Annotated in this window: 14 protein-coding genes; all 14 read right to left on the bottom strand. The window is 32.6% G+C overall.

Translation table 11 applies throughout. The annotated features are described in order from the left end of the window. Positions 1-138: 138 nt before the first annotated feature. Entirely contained in the window at positions 139-984 is an 846-nt protein-coding gene (locus tag JJL45_RS11820) for a tetratricopeptide repeat protein (protein ID WP_068605315.1), read from the bottom strand. A gap of 143 nt (positions 985-1127) precedes the next feature. Then, a complete protein-coding gene (locus JJL45_RS11815; RefSeq protein ID WP_068605316.1) occupies positions 1128-1634 on the bottom strand; it encodes a hypothetical protein in 507 nt (168 codons plus the stop codon). 186 nt (positions 1635-1820) lie between these two features. Beyond that, positions 1821-2384 carry a hypothetical protein gene (locus tag JJL45_RS11810; protein WP_068605318.1) on the bottom strand — a complete coding sequence of 188 codons (564 nt, stop codon included), beginning with the start codon at positions 2382-2384 and terminating at the stop codon, positions 1821-1823. A 697-nt stretch (positions 2385-3081) separates the two neighbouring features. Next, entirely contained in the window at positions 3082-4242 is a 1161-nt protein-coding gene (locus tag JJL45_RS11805; RefSeq protein WP_068605320.1) for a tetratricopeptide repeat protein, read from the bottom strand. Positions 4243-4453: 211 nt separating this feature from the next. After that, positions 4454-5101 (bottom strand): hypothetical protein, encoded by a 648-nt coding sequence (locus tag JJL45_RS11800; protein ID WP_068605322.1) that lies wholly within the window; start codon positions 5099-5101, stop codon positions 4454-4456. A gap of 160 nt (positions 5102-5261) precedes the next feature. Then, positions 5262-5732: a hypothetical protein gene (locus JJL45_RS11795; protein ID WP_202664145.1), complete on the bottom strand. Its 471-nt coding sequence runs from the start codon at positions 5730-5732 to the stop codon at positions 5262-5264. 194 nt (positions 5733-5926) lie between these two features. Next, positions 5927-6211 carry a hypothetical protein gene (locus JJL45_RS11790; protein WP_068605326.1) on the bottom strand — a complete coding sequence of 95 codons (285 nt, stop codon included), beginning with the start codon at positions 6209-6211 and terminating at the stop codon, positions 5927-5929. A 189-nt stretch (positions 6212-6400) separates the two neighbouring features. Then, on the bottom strand, positions 6401-6979 hold the full coding sequence (locus JJL45_RS11785; protein ID WP_068605328.1) for a hypothetical protein: 579 nt from the start codon (positions 6977-6979) through the stop codon (positions 6401-6403). Positions 6980-7126: 147 nt separating this feature from the next. Further along, positions 7127-7759, bottom strand: coding sequence for a hypothetical protein (locus tag JJL45_RS11780; protein ID WP_068605380.1), 633 nt, complete (start codon positions 7757-7759; stop codon positions 7127-7129). A 152-nt stretch (positions 7760-7911) separates the two neighbouring features. Beyond that, positions 7912-9021, bottom strand: a complete 1110-nt coding sequence (locus JJL45_RS11775; RefSeq protein WP_068605378.1) for a hypothetical protein — start codon at positions 9019-9021, stop codon at positions 7912-7914. 159 nt (positions 9022-9180) lie between these two features. Beyond that, on the bottom strand, positions 9181-9585 hold the full coding sequence (locus JJL45_RS11770) for a T6SS immunity protein Tdi1 domain-containing protein (RefSeq protein WP_068605375.1): 405 nt from the start codon (positions 9583-9585) through the stop codon (positions 9181-9183). Between the two features lie 214 nt (positions 9586-9799). Continuing rightward, positions 9800-11032 (bottom strand): DUF1566 domain-containing protein, encoded by a 1233-nt coding sequence (locus JJL45_RS11765; protein WP_082936012.1) that lies wholly within the window; start codon positions 11030-11032, stop codon positions 9800-9802. 236 nt (positions 11033-11268) lie between these two features. After that, on the bottom strand, positions 11269-12099 hold the full coding sequence (locus JJL45_RS11760) for a hypothetical protein (protein WP_202664144.1): 831 nt from the start codon (positions 12097-12099) through the stop codon (positions 11269-11271). 148 nt (positions 12100-12247) lie between these two features. Further along, on the bottom strand, positions 12248-13078 hold the full coding sequence (locus tag JJL45_RS11755; RefSeq protein ID WP_202664144.1) for a hypothetical protein: 831 nt from the start codon (positions 13076-13078) through the stop codon (positions 12248-12250). Positions 13079-16165: the final 3087 nt, after the last annotated feature.

Here is a 16165-nt window from a genome sequence, read left to right as displayed (position 1 = left end):
GCCAACGGTCTCGTGTATGATTAGTGGCGTGATTTAGCACGAAAGTTAACAAATAAAAACCTAATAGAATATTCCGCAGGAATATTCATAAGCAAGCTCGACCTAGCCATTAATTATACACCTTGTTGTGCAGCGTTTTTATTTCCATCTAACTTGGTAGGGGTATCTTTCATAAATAGCATTGTCCTCATTAAAAGAAAATCCTAATTTTCCATTATTTTCAGCTATTCTCATTAATTCTTTTGCTTCTTCAATTTTCCCAATTTTACCTAAACATAACGCTTTGTAATATTGTACATCTGAAAATTGAGTATGTATTTTAAGAGCTAAATCGAATAAGTCTATAGCTTCTTTATATTTCTTTTGTTCATATTTACTAATACCATAATAAAATAAATCAACTGGGTGTAACCAATGCTCTCCGTGTTCTGAAAGTTGCTTTTCGTAATCAATTTTAAAAATTTGTTCTGACTTCTTAAATTCATTTAGTTGTAAATATGAAAGTCCAATATGAAAATCATAGGTGTGATCCATTACATAGCCATATCCAAAACGTTTTTTATAATCTTCAAAATCTTTTATGGCTTCTCTATACGTTTTCGCAAAGATGCATTTTATGAATGCTCTATAGTCTTGCCAACGCTGTCTGTCATATTTTACAGCTTTATCTATATATTCCATTCCTATTTCATACTTACCTTGTTTAAAAAGCGGCATTGCTTTTTGCTGCCACATATAAGCAATTGTAGAGTCTTTAGCTAATCCTTTGTCAATTTCAGATTGCCATTCTGAAGAGTAATAAGAGTATTTCCAAGCACCATTTTTTAAATAAACATCAATTAGTGAATCTTGTCGTTTCTTGATAATTTTTAATTCAGAATCAGATTTTCTTATGCTATTTTTTTCTAAATGGGTGTCATTATTGCAATTGGTGAAGAATACTATAATTACTAAAATATGAAGTAATATTTTGATTAATTTCATGTTTTTGGTCAAATGCTGCACAACGTTGATGTATATGGTTTGTTGCGTGGTTAAGCACCTAATTTAGCAAATAAAAACCGAATAGAAAATCCGCGAGGATTTTCGTAAATAGGCTAGTACCAAGCAATAAATTATATACGGTGTTAGCATACGTTATTTATTCGTTCTCTTATTTTTTCAAGTTCCGTTTTAATATTTTCGTCTTTTATTAATTCAGAATGTTCAGTCACTTTTTTAGTCGTTTCTTTCCAAAAAGGATAGAGAAATAGTATAGAACTTGTTCCTAAATTTTCATAAGTTCCATTTTCTCTTTTTATTTCATACACATTCTTAAAATTCACCTTGCCTTTATAGTAATCAGTTCTTTTCATTTTTGTGGTAAAAAAATCTAAAAGTCGATTTAGTCCTTCTGATATTTCTATTCCGTATTGTTTTCCATAATGAATATGACTAATTCCAAAACCAACAATTAATTCCGAATTTCCAATATCAAATTCAAACCAAACTGATGAATCTTCTTCGTTTTGGGAATAAACATTAATATGGTAACATTCCTCATATTGTTCTGATTCGTTATAATTGTCAGGAAAATATTTATCGAGAAATCCTTTAATTTCATTAAAAGCAATTCTAATTTCTTCTTTTTCCACTTTTTACTATTTCAATTTTGGTTCTCGATTACGATTCGGTTTTAATGTATGCTAACGGTTATGGCTATGGTTTCGTTGCGTGAAAATCCGCGAGGATTTTCCGCCGTGCACCGAAGATAGCAAATTTGCGAGGACTTTCCGCGAGGAAGGTCAGAAGCAATGAACTATAGCTGGTGTTACCCAAAGTTATTTTTGTTTTCTTGCAATATCGATTGATTTAATAACATCATAATTCCAAAATCCTTCTTTTACTCCGATATATGCATTTCTAATTGTTATATTTTTTGAGTCTACTGGACTTAAAGTAAAATTTTTATTTGTTCCCTTAAAATCAATTGAAATAATAGGTTTCATTGGACTTGTTCTACTACCTCTAGAGGTAATACCATGAACAAATCTTACATCAGTTATTCGGTAATTGTTATATACTATTGGTTTTGAAGATAATAAATCATTACTTTTTAAAAACAAGAAAGCAAAAATTAATCCAATACCAATATTATGAAAGAATGACCAATAAAAACCCAAATTATTTTTATAAAATTTTTTAAACCAAAAAGTTATTATGGCACTTACGGTTATAGTAATAGAAATAATTAATTTAATTGGTATCCAATTTCTTTCTAATCCGAGATAAGTAAACCATCCCAATATAAGTCCAACAATTAAAATATTTTGATATGGAATATTTCCTGCGTATCTAACTTTTAAAAATTGAAAGAAGTCTATGGTTTTTAATATTGAACTCAATTGTATAAAATGATGGTTTTAATTTTGGGTAACGGTGTCGTGTATGGGAAGTTGCGGACAAAAGGAGAATGATTTTCCGCAGGAAAATCAGCCGTCCTAAAAAGCACTTGCCATTAAATTTTGCCTAAAGTAGCAATTTTTTATACATATTGTTGGCGCACGTGACATTTTTAAGAATTTGATTATCCATTTTTAAGCAACTAATTTTCGCATTTTGGATTGCCGCATAGTTTATCAGTCCGCCGTCCAGATTGCGCAATGTTATGGATCCGAAATCGTAAGAGTAATTAAATCCGATTATTGCGCTTTGTTAAGCCGCACAGTTTGTCTGTCCGCCGTAATGCTTGCGTTTTGCTTGGAATCCGAAGTCGCATGAGTGAGTGAAGTCCGAATTATTAGGTTTTGATATACGGAATGTTTTTCAGTCCGCCGTAATATTTGCGTATTGCTTTGGTCCGAAATCGGCTGAGTGAGAAAGTCAGATTTACACGATTAGATTTGCCGTAATATTGGTTTTTAGGAATATTTAACCGTTATTTTTATTACGCTGCGCAATCATGAGCGCCAACGGTTTTGTGTATGATTAGTGGCGTGTTTAAGCCACTAATTTAGAAAATGCATACCGAATAGAAAATCCGCGAGGATTTTCGTAAGCAAGCTCGAACTAGCCATTAATTATACACGTTGTTACCACACGTTATTTATTCTTTTTCTTGTCTTTTGGCTTCGTTCCAAAACTTGAGGAAGCAGATGGGTTCATTTCTTTATTCAGTACTAAAATCACTGACTTTTTTAAACTTGGATAGTCAATTTCATCTGTTGACCAACCATAAGGATAAGTATGATGAACACCATTTTTTTCTCTTTCACACAAAAGATGTTTAGCTCCATCTTCTCCAATCTGGATTGTCTTTTCGGTCATTAAAGTCCGTTCTACAGATTTATCATCTTTACTCAAAAGATAAATCTTATACATTATATCGAGAGTTTCTTTAGTTTCTTTAAAATATTTATAAGTTATTACTTTTTGACCATTCCACTCAAATTCGTCTATTGCAACACTTCCATATTTTTGGTATTCTTCAGGTAAAGTCCCTTTTTCATATTCGGCTTTCATTATACTGATTAAACTATCTCCTTTCATATAGTTTTCATTAGCATAATATGCTTTAATTAATTTGGGATAAATATTGTAATCCTTTGGTAAAAGGGAAACTACTTCTGAATATGCTTTGATTGAATTATTGTAATTTTTAGTGACGGTATATTCTAGTAATCCAATTGATTTTAAAATTTCAATATAAGTCGGGTCTTCTTTATTAATTAATGAAGCACTTGTATAATATTCTTCGAGTGCTTTTGTGAAGTTTTGCTGAATATGATAAATATCTGGAACTTTAAAATATGGGTCGCCAAGTTCAAAATCTAATTCTCTTGCTTTGTAAAAATATACTAAGGCAGAATCGTGTTTTTTTTGATAGTAAAATGTGTTACCTAATTCTGTATAGTTTTTTTGCCCTTTTGGATTTCTGTCAATGGCGATTTTGAATGTTTCTACCGCTTTGTCATATTGTTGGTCATACCTTAAAGAAAGCCCTTTGTATAAATAGATATTATCATCATCTAAACCTCTAGTAATCGCTTTGTCATACATTTCAATAGCCTTTTTATCATTCTCAAGTTGAAAAAAGGCATAACCAACACAATATAATTGCTCTTTTGTTAAATCTTCCGATTTGTCTGCAAACTTTATCAGTTCCTTAAAATCTCTTTTGTTGTATAATTCCTCAACCGTTTGAGCATTTATGATTCCAAAGAGAAATGTTAGAAGAATTGATAATGTTAAATTTATTTTCATTGTTCTTTTTAATGTGTGGTAACGTGATTGTGTATGGAACGTAGCGTGCAAAAAGACACTAACTTTTCGGATTAACACTGAGCCGAATTTTTATATTTTGTTTTTATTTTTTTCTCATTTAAAAGCCAAATTAAAAATTTGGCGGTTTTAGTAAATAAGCAAGAACTTTTCGGTTAAACACTTATTAGCTATGTTTTATACACCGTGTTAGCTACTGTTTGCCTGTGTGTATTTTATTTAAAAATGTCCGAATAGTTTCTACAAAAAATCTTATTGATTCATCATCTGTAAATTCAATTTTATAATATTCTCCTTGCTCAATAACATTCAATTGTTTTATCTCTTTTATAGAGTTTATTCTTGTCTTAGTTTCCGATTTATTCAGTCTATAATTTGATGAATGTACAAAGACATTTCTTAAGTGGTTGAGTTTAGTAATTTCATTCCATTCACTATTAATTTCTTCAAAGTCAATTTCAATTACTTTTTCGAGGTATCTTTTGAACCTGAAAATTCCTTTACCAGATATATCGTCAATTTTAATTCGTTTGTTTTTTTCTGCAATTTCACATAAGCGCAATAAGGATTGCTCTAAAAATGAATAGATAGATACTATAATTGAGCTATAATAAAGCTGTAAATTCTTTTGTTTTATATAAATGTCAATTGGGTCATAATTCAAGTCTTTAGCCAAATCAGGTGTGTCGTTATACTCTTTTAAGTATTTTTTTACTTTTTCATCTATTTGTTGATTGGTCAAATCTAAAAACTCAATAAATGAATCTAATTCAAAATCAATTTCAGAGTAATGAAAATCCTCTGTTATGAATATTGTCCTTATCGGTCTTCCTAATCCCATTTTCGTTTTGTTTAATTGTAGCTAACGGTTTCGTGTATAATTAGTGGCGTTATTAAGCTTGAAAGTTAACAAATAAAAAACGAATAGAATATTCCGCAGGAATATTCGTAAGCAAGCTCGAACTAGCCATTAATTATACACTGTGTTGTGGCTAGTTTTTTTATATTTCACTTAATCCAATTAGGCTTAAAAATCCAACGAATGTAAATATAGTATCCAAAGTATTTAATTTTCGGTTATCTTTTGGTGAAAACCAAGCTGCAATCATAAATTCTTGTTTTGTAAAAACTAAACTTATTATTCTGAAAATTGTCAAAAGTATTACAAGTCCGATTAAGGTTTTGTCATAATTTGCATAAGAACCAACCGCTGACTTAAAATCAGAGTTGCTTTTTAGTCCGTTTAATATATACCATTGAATTAATCCTAGTCCGAACCAAATTAGAGTAATTAATTTTTCTCTAAATCTTTGATAATACATCCAGAAAAGAGATAAAGGGCCTCCAAAAGTCAGAGCCAAGAGTAATGTGTTTATAGTCTTTTGAGGGAAAACAGATTGTCGGTAAAAAAAGAATATTAGTCCGCCAAACAGAATATAAATTCCTATGCAGAAAAGGTCAATTTTTTTCATTTTGTTTTCGGTCATCTTAAATTAGCCACAACGTGTTTGTATATGGAAAGTTGCGGGTTTGCGTGCGAGGAATTTCCGAAGGAAATTCAGACATAGCAAACGTGCAACGACCTTTTTTTTAGCACAACACCAGCAATTTTTTATATACGGTGTTGTACGTAGTTTTTATTTTTCAGATTATTATTTTCAAAATACTAGTTCAAAAATATAGTCAAAATAATGATTAGAATTAAGACAGTCAAGGCGAATATTATTCTTTCCTTTTTTCGTTCCGATTCCGCTTTCTTTCTAATTTCAGTTTTAATTCGAGTAAGTTCCTCTTCTGAAACTTTTTTAAAATTCAGTTTTTCAGATTCGCCACTTGAAAAATTCAAATCTCTATTATTAGATTTAAATTTCGGTTTGTTAGATGTTTTCATAGAACGATTTTGTTTCATTCTATTATTCATATCCGCAACATGTCCAGCTCCTCCGCTCATTTAATTAATTTTTTATTTTCTATTTCAGTTCCGATTTTCTCAAATTACGTACAACGGTCTGGTGTATGATTAGTGGCGTGATTTAGCACGAAATTTAACAAATAAAAACCGAATAGAATATTCCGCAGGAATATTCGTAAGCAAGCTCGAACTAGCCATTAATTATACACGTTGTTGCCAACAGTATTTTTAATTCAGATGTACGTATATTAAATCCAAAAACAATTTTCTATAAATTAACATTTCAAATTTTTCTTCTGGAATTTTATTTAAAGCATTATTTATATGTCCGTTGTCAGACATTAAAAAACCTTCAACCTCTGATTTCCAATAATCGTCTCTGAATTTATATTGCCAACTATTTTCGTCCAATATTTTTAATTGAATAATTAAATAGTCATAACAACCTGATTGATAATTACGAGGAAATAAAAGTAAAGGGTCAAATTCTAAATCAGCTTTAAATTTCTCAAAGAATTTAGTATCGATTTCTTTTCGTACAGCTTTGTTCAGTAATTCCGAATATCCATTTTTACTTATTTCTGTCAGATAGTTTTCTTGAATTAGATAATTTTCAAGTAAACTATGAATATTCTGTTTAAGAATAAGTTTTTCATCAGTCCGACTATAATACTGGGTTATCAGTTTTTCGTATTTTAATTCAGAACACAATTTAAATTTTTCGTCCGCAATTCGGTCAGACGTATTTTTTGTTGAACCGCAAGCCGTGATTAATAGTAGAATTAATATTTGAAACAGTTTTTTCATATTGTTGGCAACGGCTTCGTGTATGATTAGTGGCGTGATTTAGTACGGAAGTTAACAAATAAAAAACGAATAGAATATTCCGCAGGAATATTCGTAAACAAGCTCGACCTAGCCATTAATTATACACTTTGTTGTGGTGCGTATTTTTTATTCAGTTTGATCTAGTTCTATTGTTGGCGGTGGTGGTGGAACAAAGTATATTTTTTCATTTAACCATATTTTAATATCCGTTTTTCCTGTAATTCGATAATAGCTTTCTGTTAGTTCATCTAATGTTTTAGGTAAATTTCCGATTAAGTTATCATTATACGAAATGTAAAAAAGTAATTTATCTTGATTATCACATAAATCTGGATTCTTCCCATTGTTTTCTATATCTCTCTTTATTACTTTTTGTAAACTATCTATTTGATAGAAATTCATATCTGATTTATTAATAGTATCATTGTGAATTTCAATCACATTTTTTTTTCGAATTAAAATGCAACCAAAGTCGTCCCAACAAGGATTTAGGAAATAAATTGTCTTTATTCTGTTGTCTGATTTTATAGTGATTTTCGGTAAGCTGTCATTACAAGCAATTCTTTCAGTTCGTTTGAGTATGTCTTTCCAATTCTTAAATCTGTTTAACTCTAATTCAACACCAAGACTATCGTTTTCAGAATTTATGTTTCCGAACTCTATTTTTACCAACTGTTTTTCTTTCTTGTTATTACTGTGACATCCAATAATAGTAAAAACTAGTAAAATTAGTAACGATATTTTGAAGTTAGTTCTCATTTTTTATATGCACCACAACGTGTTTGTGTATGATTAGTGGCGTGTTTCACGCACCTAATTTAGCAAATACAAACCGAATAGAAAATCCGCGAGGATTTTCGTAAGTAGGCGAGAACTAGCCATTAATTATACACGTTGTTGTGGGTAGTGTTTTATTCATTTGGTTTTTCTTCCTCTTCCTTAATTGTGTATTTGTCCAGGAATAATTGTTTTTCTTTTTCGTCCAGCTTTTTCCATCTTTCTCTTACAGTTGCAGTCTCTGTTCTTAATTCAGTTGACATATCAGGTTTATCTTCTTCTTCTGGTTCAGGTGGTGTCAAAAGTTTAACTTCATTGCCTTTTACTATATGGTCAGTAATAACTTTTGCAACTTCATCTGCTTTTTTGGTTGCTCCTGCTTTTGCAGGTGGTGAATCTGTTTTTAAATTTTCCTTATGTTGTTCAAGTGCTTTTAATTTTATCGAATCTTTAATGTTATCTAACATTAATTTCTCTCTTTCTTTCTCGGTTGCGATTAATTTTTTATTGCCCATATAAGAAGCAATAATTTCTTTAGCCGTTTTGGATTTATATAATAGATATGCTCCATAGACTCTTAATCCTGTTTTGATTAGTTCTGTTAAGTCAATAGCAACATCAAAATCTATATTGAAAATCACATCAATTGAACCATTCTGAATTTCAACGAGTGAAATCTCTTTTGGTGATTCAGACTTAAGTAAAGTATGATAAATAAGTAAAGTTCTATTCCATCGATGTAGCACTCTTGAAAACTCCTTTAAACTTCCTGTTGACTCGAGGTCTTTAAATATCAAAGACATAACGGCTTGTTCTCCGTCACTTTCGTAATCATCGTCTTCTGAAACATATTTGTCAAATGTAGTTTTAACAGTATTCAGTTCAGGTTCGTTTGTTTGTATTGCTTTTTGAAGTCGATTTAGGATTGCATTGAACTTTTGAAAATATTGCTGTCCATCTATTTCTTTGTCGGAATCTAATTCTTCTAATTCCTCCAATGTGTTCAAAGAAGTGAAAGGTTCATTTTCTCTTAATACGCTATTTAATTCACTATCAAGAGAATTGTTTTCAAAGTAAATGAGATTCTCTTTTATATTTTCAGAAAGCCCTTTCATAAAGACTAAATTCTGGTTTTGAGCTTGGGCTATAGATTGCTTGTAGTCCACTACGTCTCTTTTAAATCCAGATTCAATTACTAATTCCGTAAATATTTTAATCTTATTAAGTAAACTTTCTACATTCATTTTTTCTATTTGGTTTGGTTACATTACCCACAACGTGTTTGTATATGGTTTGTTGCGTGGTTTAAGCACTTAATTTAGCAAATAAAAACCGAATAGAAAATCCGCGAGGATTTTCGTAAGTAGGCTAGAACTAGCAATAAATTATATACGGTGTTGTGCCTAGTTTTTTATATTCAGCTTTATTTTTTGTCCGTCTTTCAAATCCTTTATCTGAAATCCTAAATCTCCACTAAAAGCAATTAATTCCGCAAAACTAATTTTTCCAAGATTAGATTTTTCATATTCTCCGCCAATAACAGCCGACATTTTCAGACAATATTTTTCGTTTTCTTTTAATTCTCCAAGTTCCGATTTCGCAATATTCACAAGGTTTGTCATTTCCCAATCTTCTATAAATTCAGAGTCAGATTCCGCTATTTTTCCACAACTAATTTCTTCGGGACAAATCCTCCAATATTCGTTTTTGTCCGTTTTGAAAATCACGTTTCCAAATTCATTCGTGCGAATGATTTCGGTTGCGTTAAATCCTTTCCAATTCCAAGCTTTATTTATTTCCGCAATCATTTTCTTAAATTAGGCACAACGGTCTAGGCTATGATTAGTACGGGAATAAAAAAGAAATTAATTTCCGATTAAACACTTAGCCAAAACTTTTTATTTTGTTTTATCTTTTTTGTTCTAAAGCCAAATCAAAAGATTTGGCGGACATTATAAAAATACACTAAACTTTGGGTTAAGCACCGAAACCCGTATTAATTATAGCTATTGTTGGCAGTAGTTATTTAATATTTCTTACGGCTCTTATAAAATTATATACATAACGAACATCACCTTGTGGACCAAAATTATCAGGAAAATCTGCTGAATTACCAGATTTTGGGTCATTACGTTGTGCTCCTGCACCATGTACATCCATTAGTACATTATTCATTACTCCTTGTGCCTCTCCAAAACAGAAGTATACTGCATCGGTATATGGAGTTGGGCCATCTTTTAATGGGGAGCTTGACCAATAATAACCATACTGCCCAGAATTACCATCTGTATCTGTAATCTCTGTACAAGAAAACAATGGATCAATGGCAGGAGAAGAAGAGGTTGAAGGACTTCGCGTATAATTAACTATACTTTGTAATTCCTTTGCATTTGGCATTCTCCAATCACTGTGCCCACCAAGTGTAAGTGATTCTGCGTAGTCCAATGCATTTTCCCAATCATAAGTATTGCCGTCATCCGCCTGTTGCCACATTAAACCTGTTGCATTATCTGTAATTGTTCCATCTCCATTATCGGTAAAGTTGTTTTTACCATAAGATTCGTTACCTCTTACCATTCTAAAATACATAGTGTTAGGAGAACCATTTGAAGGGCTATATTTTGGATATGCCTTTAATCTACCATCAACAAAATTATAACCAAAAATTGCTTCATCTCCATTCATTACTTGTCCTACATAATGTGTTTTAGACCATGTTTGTGCATCTATCTCTCTTTCTCCTAAAGATTCATCACCTATAGGTTGCTCAAAATAATCTATGTCAATGAACATCGTTACAGCATCTTCACCAAAACATTGCCCTGTAAAATAAGCTAATGAATAAAGCTCTTTTATGGTAGGTATTCTCCAATCTGTATGTCCACCTAAATTTATAGTTTCTACTAATGTTACAGCATCGTCATAAGACATTTTATCCCCCATATTTTGTTGCCACATTAAACCTGTAACATTATCTGTTATAGTTCCGTCACCATTGTCGGTGTATGATGGTTGATTTCCAATATAAGTAGCATCTTGACCATAAAAAGCATCACTTACATTTGGTGCTGTAATTATGGCATTATCACTATAGAACTCAAAAACATCTGTATCAACTATTGAGTATGGCAAATCTGGAGTAGGTAATTCAATGACTTCATCCTCATTAGACTCGTTATTAATATAGACATCATCGTTACTACAACCAAAAAATATGGAAGCTAATAATAACAAGTTTAAGAAATCTATTTTCATAATTTTTTATTTTAAGTATTTTGATACTATGACTTAAATATTGTACAAAGGTTTAAAATCTAATTAGTTTATTTTTTGAGAGCATGAAGGAGAGAATTATTGCCAACGGTTTTGTGTATGATTAGTGGCGTGTTTAAGCACCTAATTTAGTAAATAAAAACCGAATAGAAAATCCAGAGGATTTTCGTAAGTAGGCGAGAACTAGCCATTAATTATACACGGTGTTGTAAAACGTTTTATTCCTTGTTCTTTCTTTTTTCTTCCGCAACTTTCCTTCTTTCTTCCGCTTCTTTCTTTGCTATTTCTTCTTTTTCCTTATTTAACTGCTCTTCGGTTATTAGTTTATCTTTCCAGAATACGTCTGGGTCAAGTGATGAACCTTGACATCTAATATACAAACTCAATGATAAATAAGTTGGACAAATATTTGCAACTAAATCTGGTCCAGAAGCACTAAACCCTCCCGATAATGAAGGAATTAATCCCATATAATTTAGACTATCTAATTCTCTGTCAATTCTATGAATATTATTTACTCCAGTGATTTTCTTTAATTCATCTGCGTGAACGGTTAAGTCTCCATCTGCTGTAACTAATCCATTGGGATAAAGTATTTTTCTGCAATTTTCGACTGAATACTTTAAAATCTTTGCTTGCGCTGTTGTTAAACTTTTTAGAAGGTCAACAAATATTAAATTCTCATCGTCTTGTCCATCTAATGTGCAAGAAGACGCAAATAATCCAGCCCATAAGTCTAGTACGAAATCATTGTCAATTAAGGAACTATTCTCAATTATTGATAATCCAATTCTTGGATGTGATTTTAATTCAAGTTTGTCATTATTGAATTCTATTTTTCCTTTCGCTTTTTCCAACATTTTAATAGCATTTCCAAGTCTCCAATATCTAACTTGGTCTTGAGCCATTAATCCAATTTCTCCTAATGCTGGTTTGCAAACTAAAGTCAAAAATCCCTCAATTCCTTCTAAACTCTTTTTAACAGTAGAGTCAATTGCAGATGCAACTGGTTTAATTCCAAAGATGTCTAATCCTTTGTTTTCGTTCATTTTGTTAATGTTTTACAACGGTTTTGTGTATGATTAGTGGCGTGTTTAAGCACCTAATTTAGTAAATAAAAACCGAATAGAAAATCCAGAGGATTTTCGTAAGTAGGCGAGAACTAGCCATTAATTATACACGGTGTTGTAAAACGTTTTATTCCTTGTTCTTTCTTTTTTCTTCCGCAACTTTCCTTCTTTCTTCCGCTTCTTTCTTTGCTATTTCTTCTTTTTCCTTATTTAACTGCTCTTCGGTTATTAGTTTATCTTTCCAGAATACGTCTGGGTCAAGTGATGAACCTTGACATCTAATATACAAACTCAATGATAAATAAGTTGGACAAATATTTGCAACTAAATCTGGTCCAGAAGCACTAAACCCTCCCGATAATGAAGGAATTAATCCCATATAATTTAGACTATCTAATTCTCTGTCAATTCTATGAATATTATTTACTCCAGTGATTTTCTTTAATTCATCTGCGTGAACGGTTAAGTCTCCATCTGCTGTAACTAATCCATTGGGATAAAGTATTTTTCTGCAATTTTCGACTGAATACTTTAAAATCTTTGCTTGCGCTGTTGTTAAACTTTTTAGAAGGTCAACAAATATTAAATTCTCATCGTCTTGTCCATCTAATGTGCAAGAAGACGCAAATAATCCAGCCCATAAGTCTAGTACGAAATCATTGTCAATTAAGGAACTATTCTCAATTATTGATAATCCAATTCTTGGATGTGATTTTAATTCAAGTTTGTCATTATTGAATTCTATTTTTCCTTTCGCTTTTTCCAACATTTTAATAGCATTTCCAAGTCTCCAATATCTAACTTGGTCTTGAGCCATTAATCCAATTTCTCCTAATGCTGGTTTGCAAACTAAAGTCAAAAATCCCTCAATTCCTTCTAAACTCTTTTTAACAGTAGAGTCAATTGCAGATGCAACTGGTTTAATTCCAAAGATGTCTAATCCTTTGTTTTCGTTCATTTTGTTAATGTTTTACAACGGTGTCGTGTATGGGAAGTTGCGGACAAAAGGAGAATGATTTTCCGCAGGAAAATCAGCCGTCCTAAAATGCACTTACCATTAAATTTTGCCTAAAGTAGCAATTTTTTATACATATTGTTAGCGTACGTGCAATTTATAGAATAAAGAGAAGTCCATTTTTAAACAACTAATTTATTGCGCTTTCCTTTACCGTCCAGCTTGCGTCTTGATTTTGCCTGAAACCGTTTGAGTGATGAAATCCGAATTTAGGCGCTTTGCTTTTTCATTCAGTTTTTCAGTGCGCCGCACAGATTGCGTATTGCTATAGTCCGAAATCTCAAGAGTGAGTTAAATCCGAATTATTGCAGTTTGTTTTGCCGCAAAGTTTGTCAGTCCGCCGTCTAGATTGCGCAAAGTTATGTGTCCGATATCGCATGAGTAAGAAAGTCCGATTTGTTACGTTTTACTTTGCCACAAATCTTATAAAACAATTTATACTTTAAGCACTTTTTGTGTTTGGAAAGAGTAGGAGAGTGCTTGGTTTTTTAGCTTTTAAACCACTGTTTTTCGATTTGAGTGAACCATGAACGCTAACGGTTTCGTGTATAATTAGTGGCGTTATTAAGCACGGAAGATAACAAATAAAAACCGAATAGAAAATCCGCAGGATTTTCGTAAGCAAGCTCGACCTAGCCATTAATTATACACTGTGTTAGCCCACGTATGTTTTTGTAGAATCTGTATTAACCAATTTAAACAACAAATTTTTCACGAGCTGATTTGCTGTAAAATTTATTAATTCGTTTTGCTGCTTGCGAATTGCTAAAAATCCGAATTCTTAACAGTGAGAAAATCCAATTTATTGCGTTTTGGTTTGCCGCACAGATTATCAGTCCGCCGTCCAGATTGCGCAAAGTTATGTGTCCGAAATCGCAACAGTGAGAAAATCCGATTTATTCCGTTTTGCTTTACCGCACAGATTATCAGTCCGCCGTCCAGATTGCGTAAAGTTATGTGTCCGAAATCGCAAGAGTAAGAAATTCCGTTTTTAGCAAATTAATTTGGAGTATGAGTTAGCGGATATTTTGTTATTAAACCACTTTTTTAGAACTGAGTGAGCATGTTGGCTAACGGCTACATGTATAATTTAGTTGCGTATTATGGGACTAATTTAACAAACAAAACCGAGAGCGAGAAAATTCCGAAGGAATTTTCCAAGTAATCACTGACCAAAGCAATTAATTATACATATTGTTAGCCCACGTTTGTTTTTGTAGAATCTTTATTACCCAATTTAAACAATAAATTTTTCACGAACTGATTTGTCGTAAATTTTATTTATCCGATGTGCTGCTTGCGAAATGTAAAGATCTGAAATCCCAACAGTTAGAAAATCCAATTTATTCCGTTTTGGTTTACCACACAGTTTATCAGTCCGCCGTCCAGATTGCGCAAAGTTATGTGTCCGAAACCGTAAGAGTAAGAAAATTCGATTTGTTGCGTTTTGGTTTGCCGAACAGTTTATCAGTCCGCAGTCCAGATTGCGTAAAGTTATGTGTCCGAAATCGCAAGAGTAAGAAAGTCAGTTTTTAGCGAATTAATTTGGAGTAGGAGTTAGCGGATATTTTGTTATTAAACCACTTTTTTAGAACCGAGTGAGCATGTTGGCTAACGGTCTCGTGTATAATTAGTGGCGTGATTAAGCACGGAAGTTAACAAATAAAAACCGAACAGAAAATCCGCAGGATTTTCGTAAGCAAGCTCGACCTAGCCATTAATTATACACTGTGTTAGCCCACGTTTGTTTTTGTAGAATCTGTATTAGCCAATTTAAACAACAAATTTTTCACGAACTGATTTGCCGTATTTATTAATCCGTTGTGCTGCTTGCGAACTGTTAAGAATCCGAAACCGCAACAGTTAGAAAATCCAATTTATTCCGTTTTGGTTTGCCGCACAGTTTATCAATCCGCCGTCCAGATTGCGCAAAGTTATGTGTCCGAAATCGCAGCAGTGATAAAATCCGATTTGTTGCGTTTTGCTTTTCCACACAGTTTATCAGTCCGCCGTACTGCTTGCGTAAAGTTATGTGTCCGAAACCGCAAGAGTAAGAAATTCCGTTTTTAGCGAATTGAATTGGAGTAGGAGTAGGAGTAGCAGTAGCAGATATTTTGTGATTAAACCACTTTTTTAGAACCGAGTGAGCATGTGGGCTAACGGTCTCATGTATGGGAAGTTGCGGACAAAAGGAGAATGATTTTCCGTAGGAAAATCAGCCGTCCTAAAATGCACTTGCCATAAATTCTTGCCTAAAGTAGCAATTTTTTATACATATTGTTGGCGCACGTGACATTTTTAAGAATCTGTTTATCCAATCTTAAAACACTAGTTTTTGCGTTTAGCTTTGCCGTCTAGCTTGCGCATTGTTATGGATCCGAAATCTCAAGAGTAATTAAATCCGATTATTGCGCTTTGTTATGCCGCAAAGTTTGTCTGTCCGCCGTAATACTTGCGTATTGCTATGGTCCGAAATCGCATGAGTGAGTGAAGTCCGATTTATTAGATTTTGATATACGCACTGGTTATCAGTCCGCCGTAATATTTGCGTAATGCTTTGGTCCGAAATCGTCTGAGTAAGAAAGTCAGATTTACAGGATTAGATTTGCCGTAATATTGGTTTTTAGGAATATTAAACCGCCATTTTTATTACGCTCCGCAATCATGAGCGCCAACGGTCTCATGTATGGGAAGTTGCGGACAAAAGGAGAATGATTTTCCGCAGGAAAATCAGCCGTCCTAAAATGCACTTGCCATTAAATTTTGCCTAAAGTAGCAATTTTTTATACATAATGTTGGCGCACGTGACATTTTTAAGAATCTGGTTATCCATTTTTAAGCAACCAATTTTCGCATTTTGCATTGCCGCATAGTTTATCAGTCCGCCGTCCAGATTGCGCATTGTTATGGATCCGAAATCGTAAGAGTAATTAAATCCGATTATAGCGCTTTGTTATGCCGCAAAGTTTGTCTGTCAGCCGTAATGCTTGCGTATTGCTATGGTCCGAAACCACATGAGTGAGTGAAGTC

The sequence above is a fragment of the Tamlana sp. s12 genome (genome assembly GCF_016767215.1).
Classification (GTDB): domain Bacteria; phylum Bacteroidota; class Bacteroidia; order Flavobacteriales; family Flavobacteriaceae; genus Pseudotamlana; species Pseudotamlana agarivorans.
The sequence above is the reverse complement of the archived record's forward strand: the minus strand, read 5'-3'. Positions and strand labels throughout refer to the sequence as shown.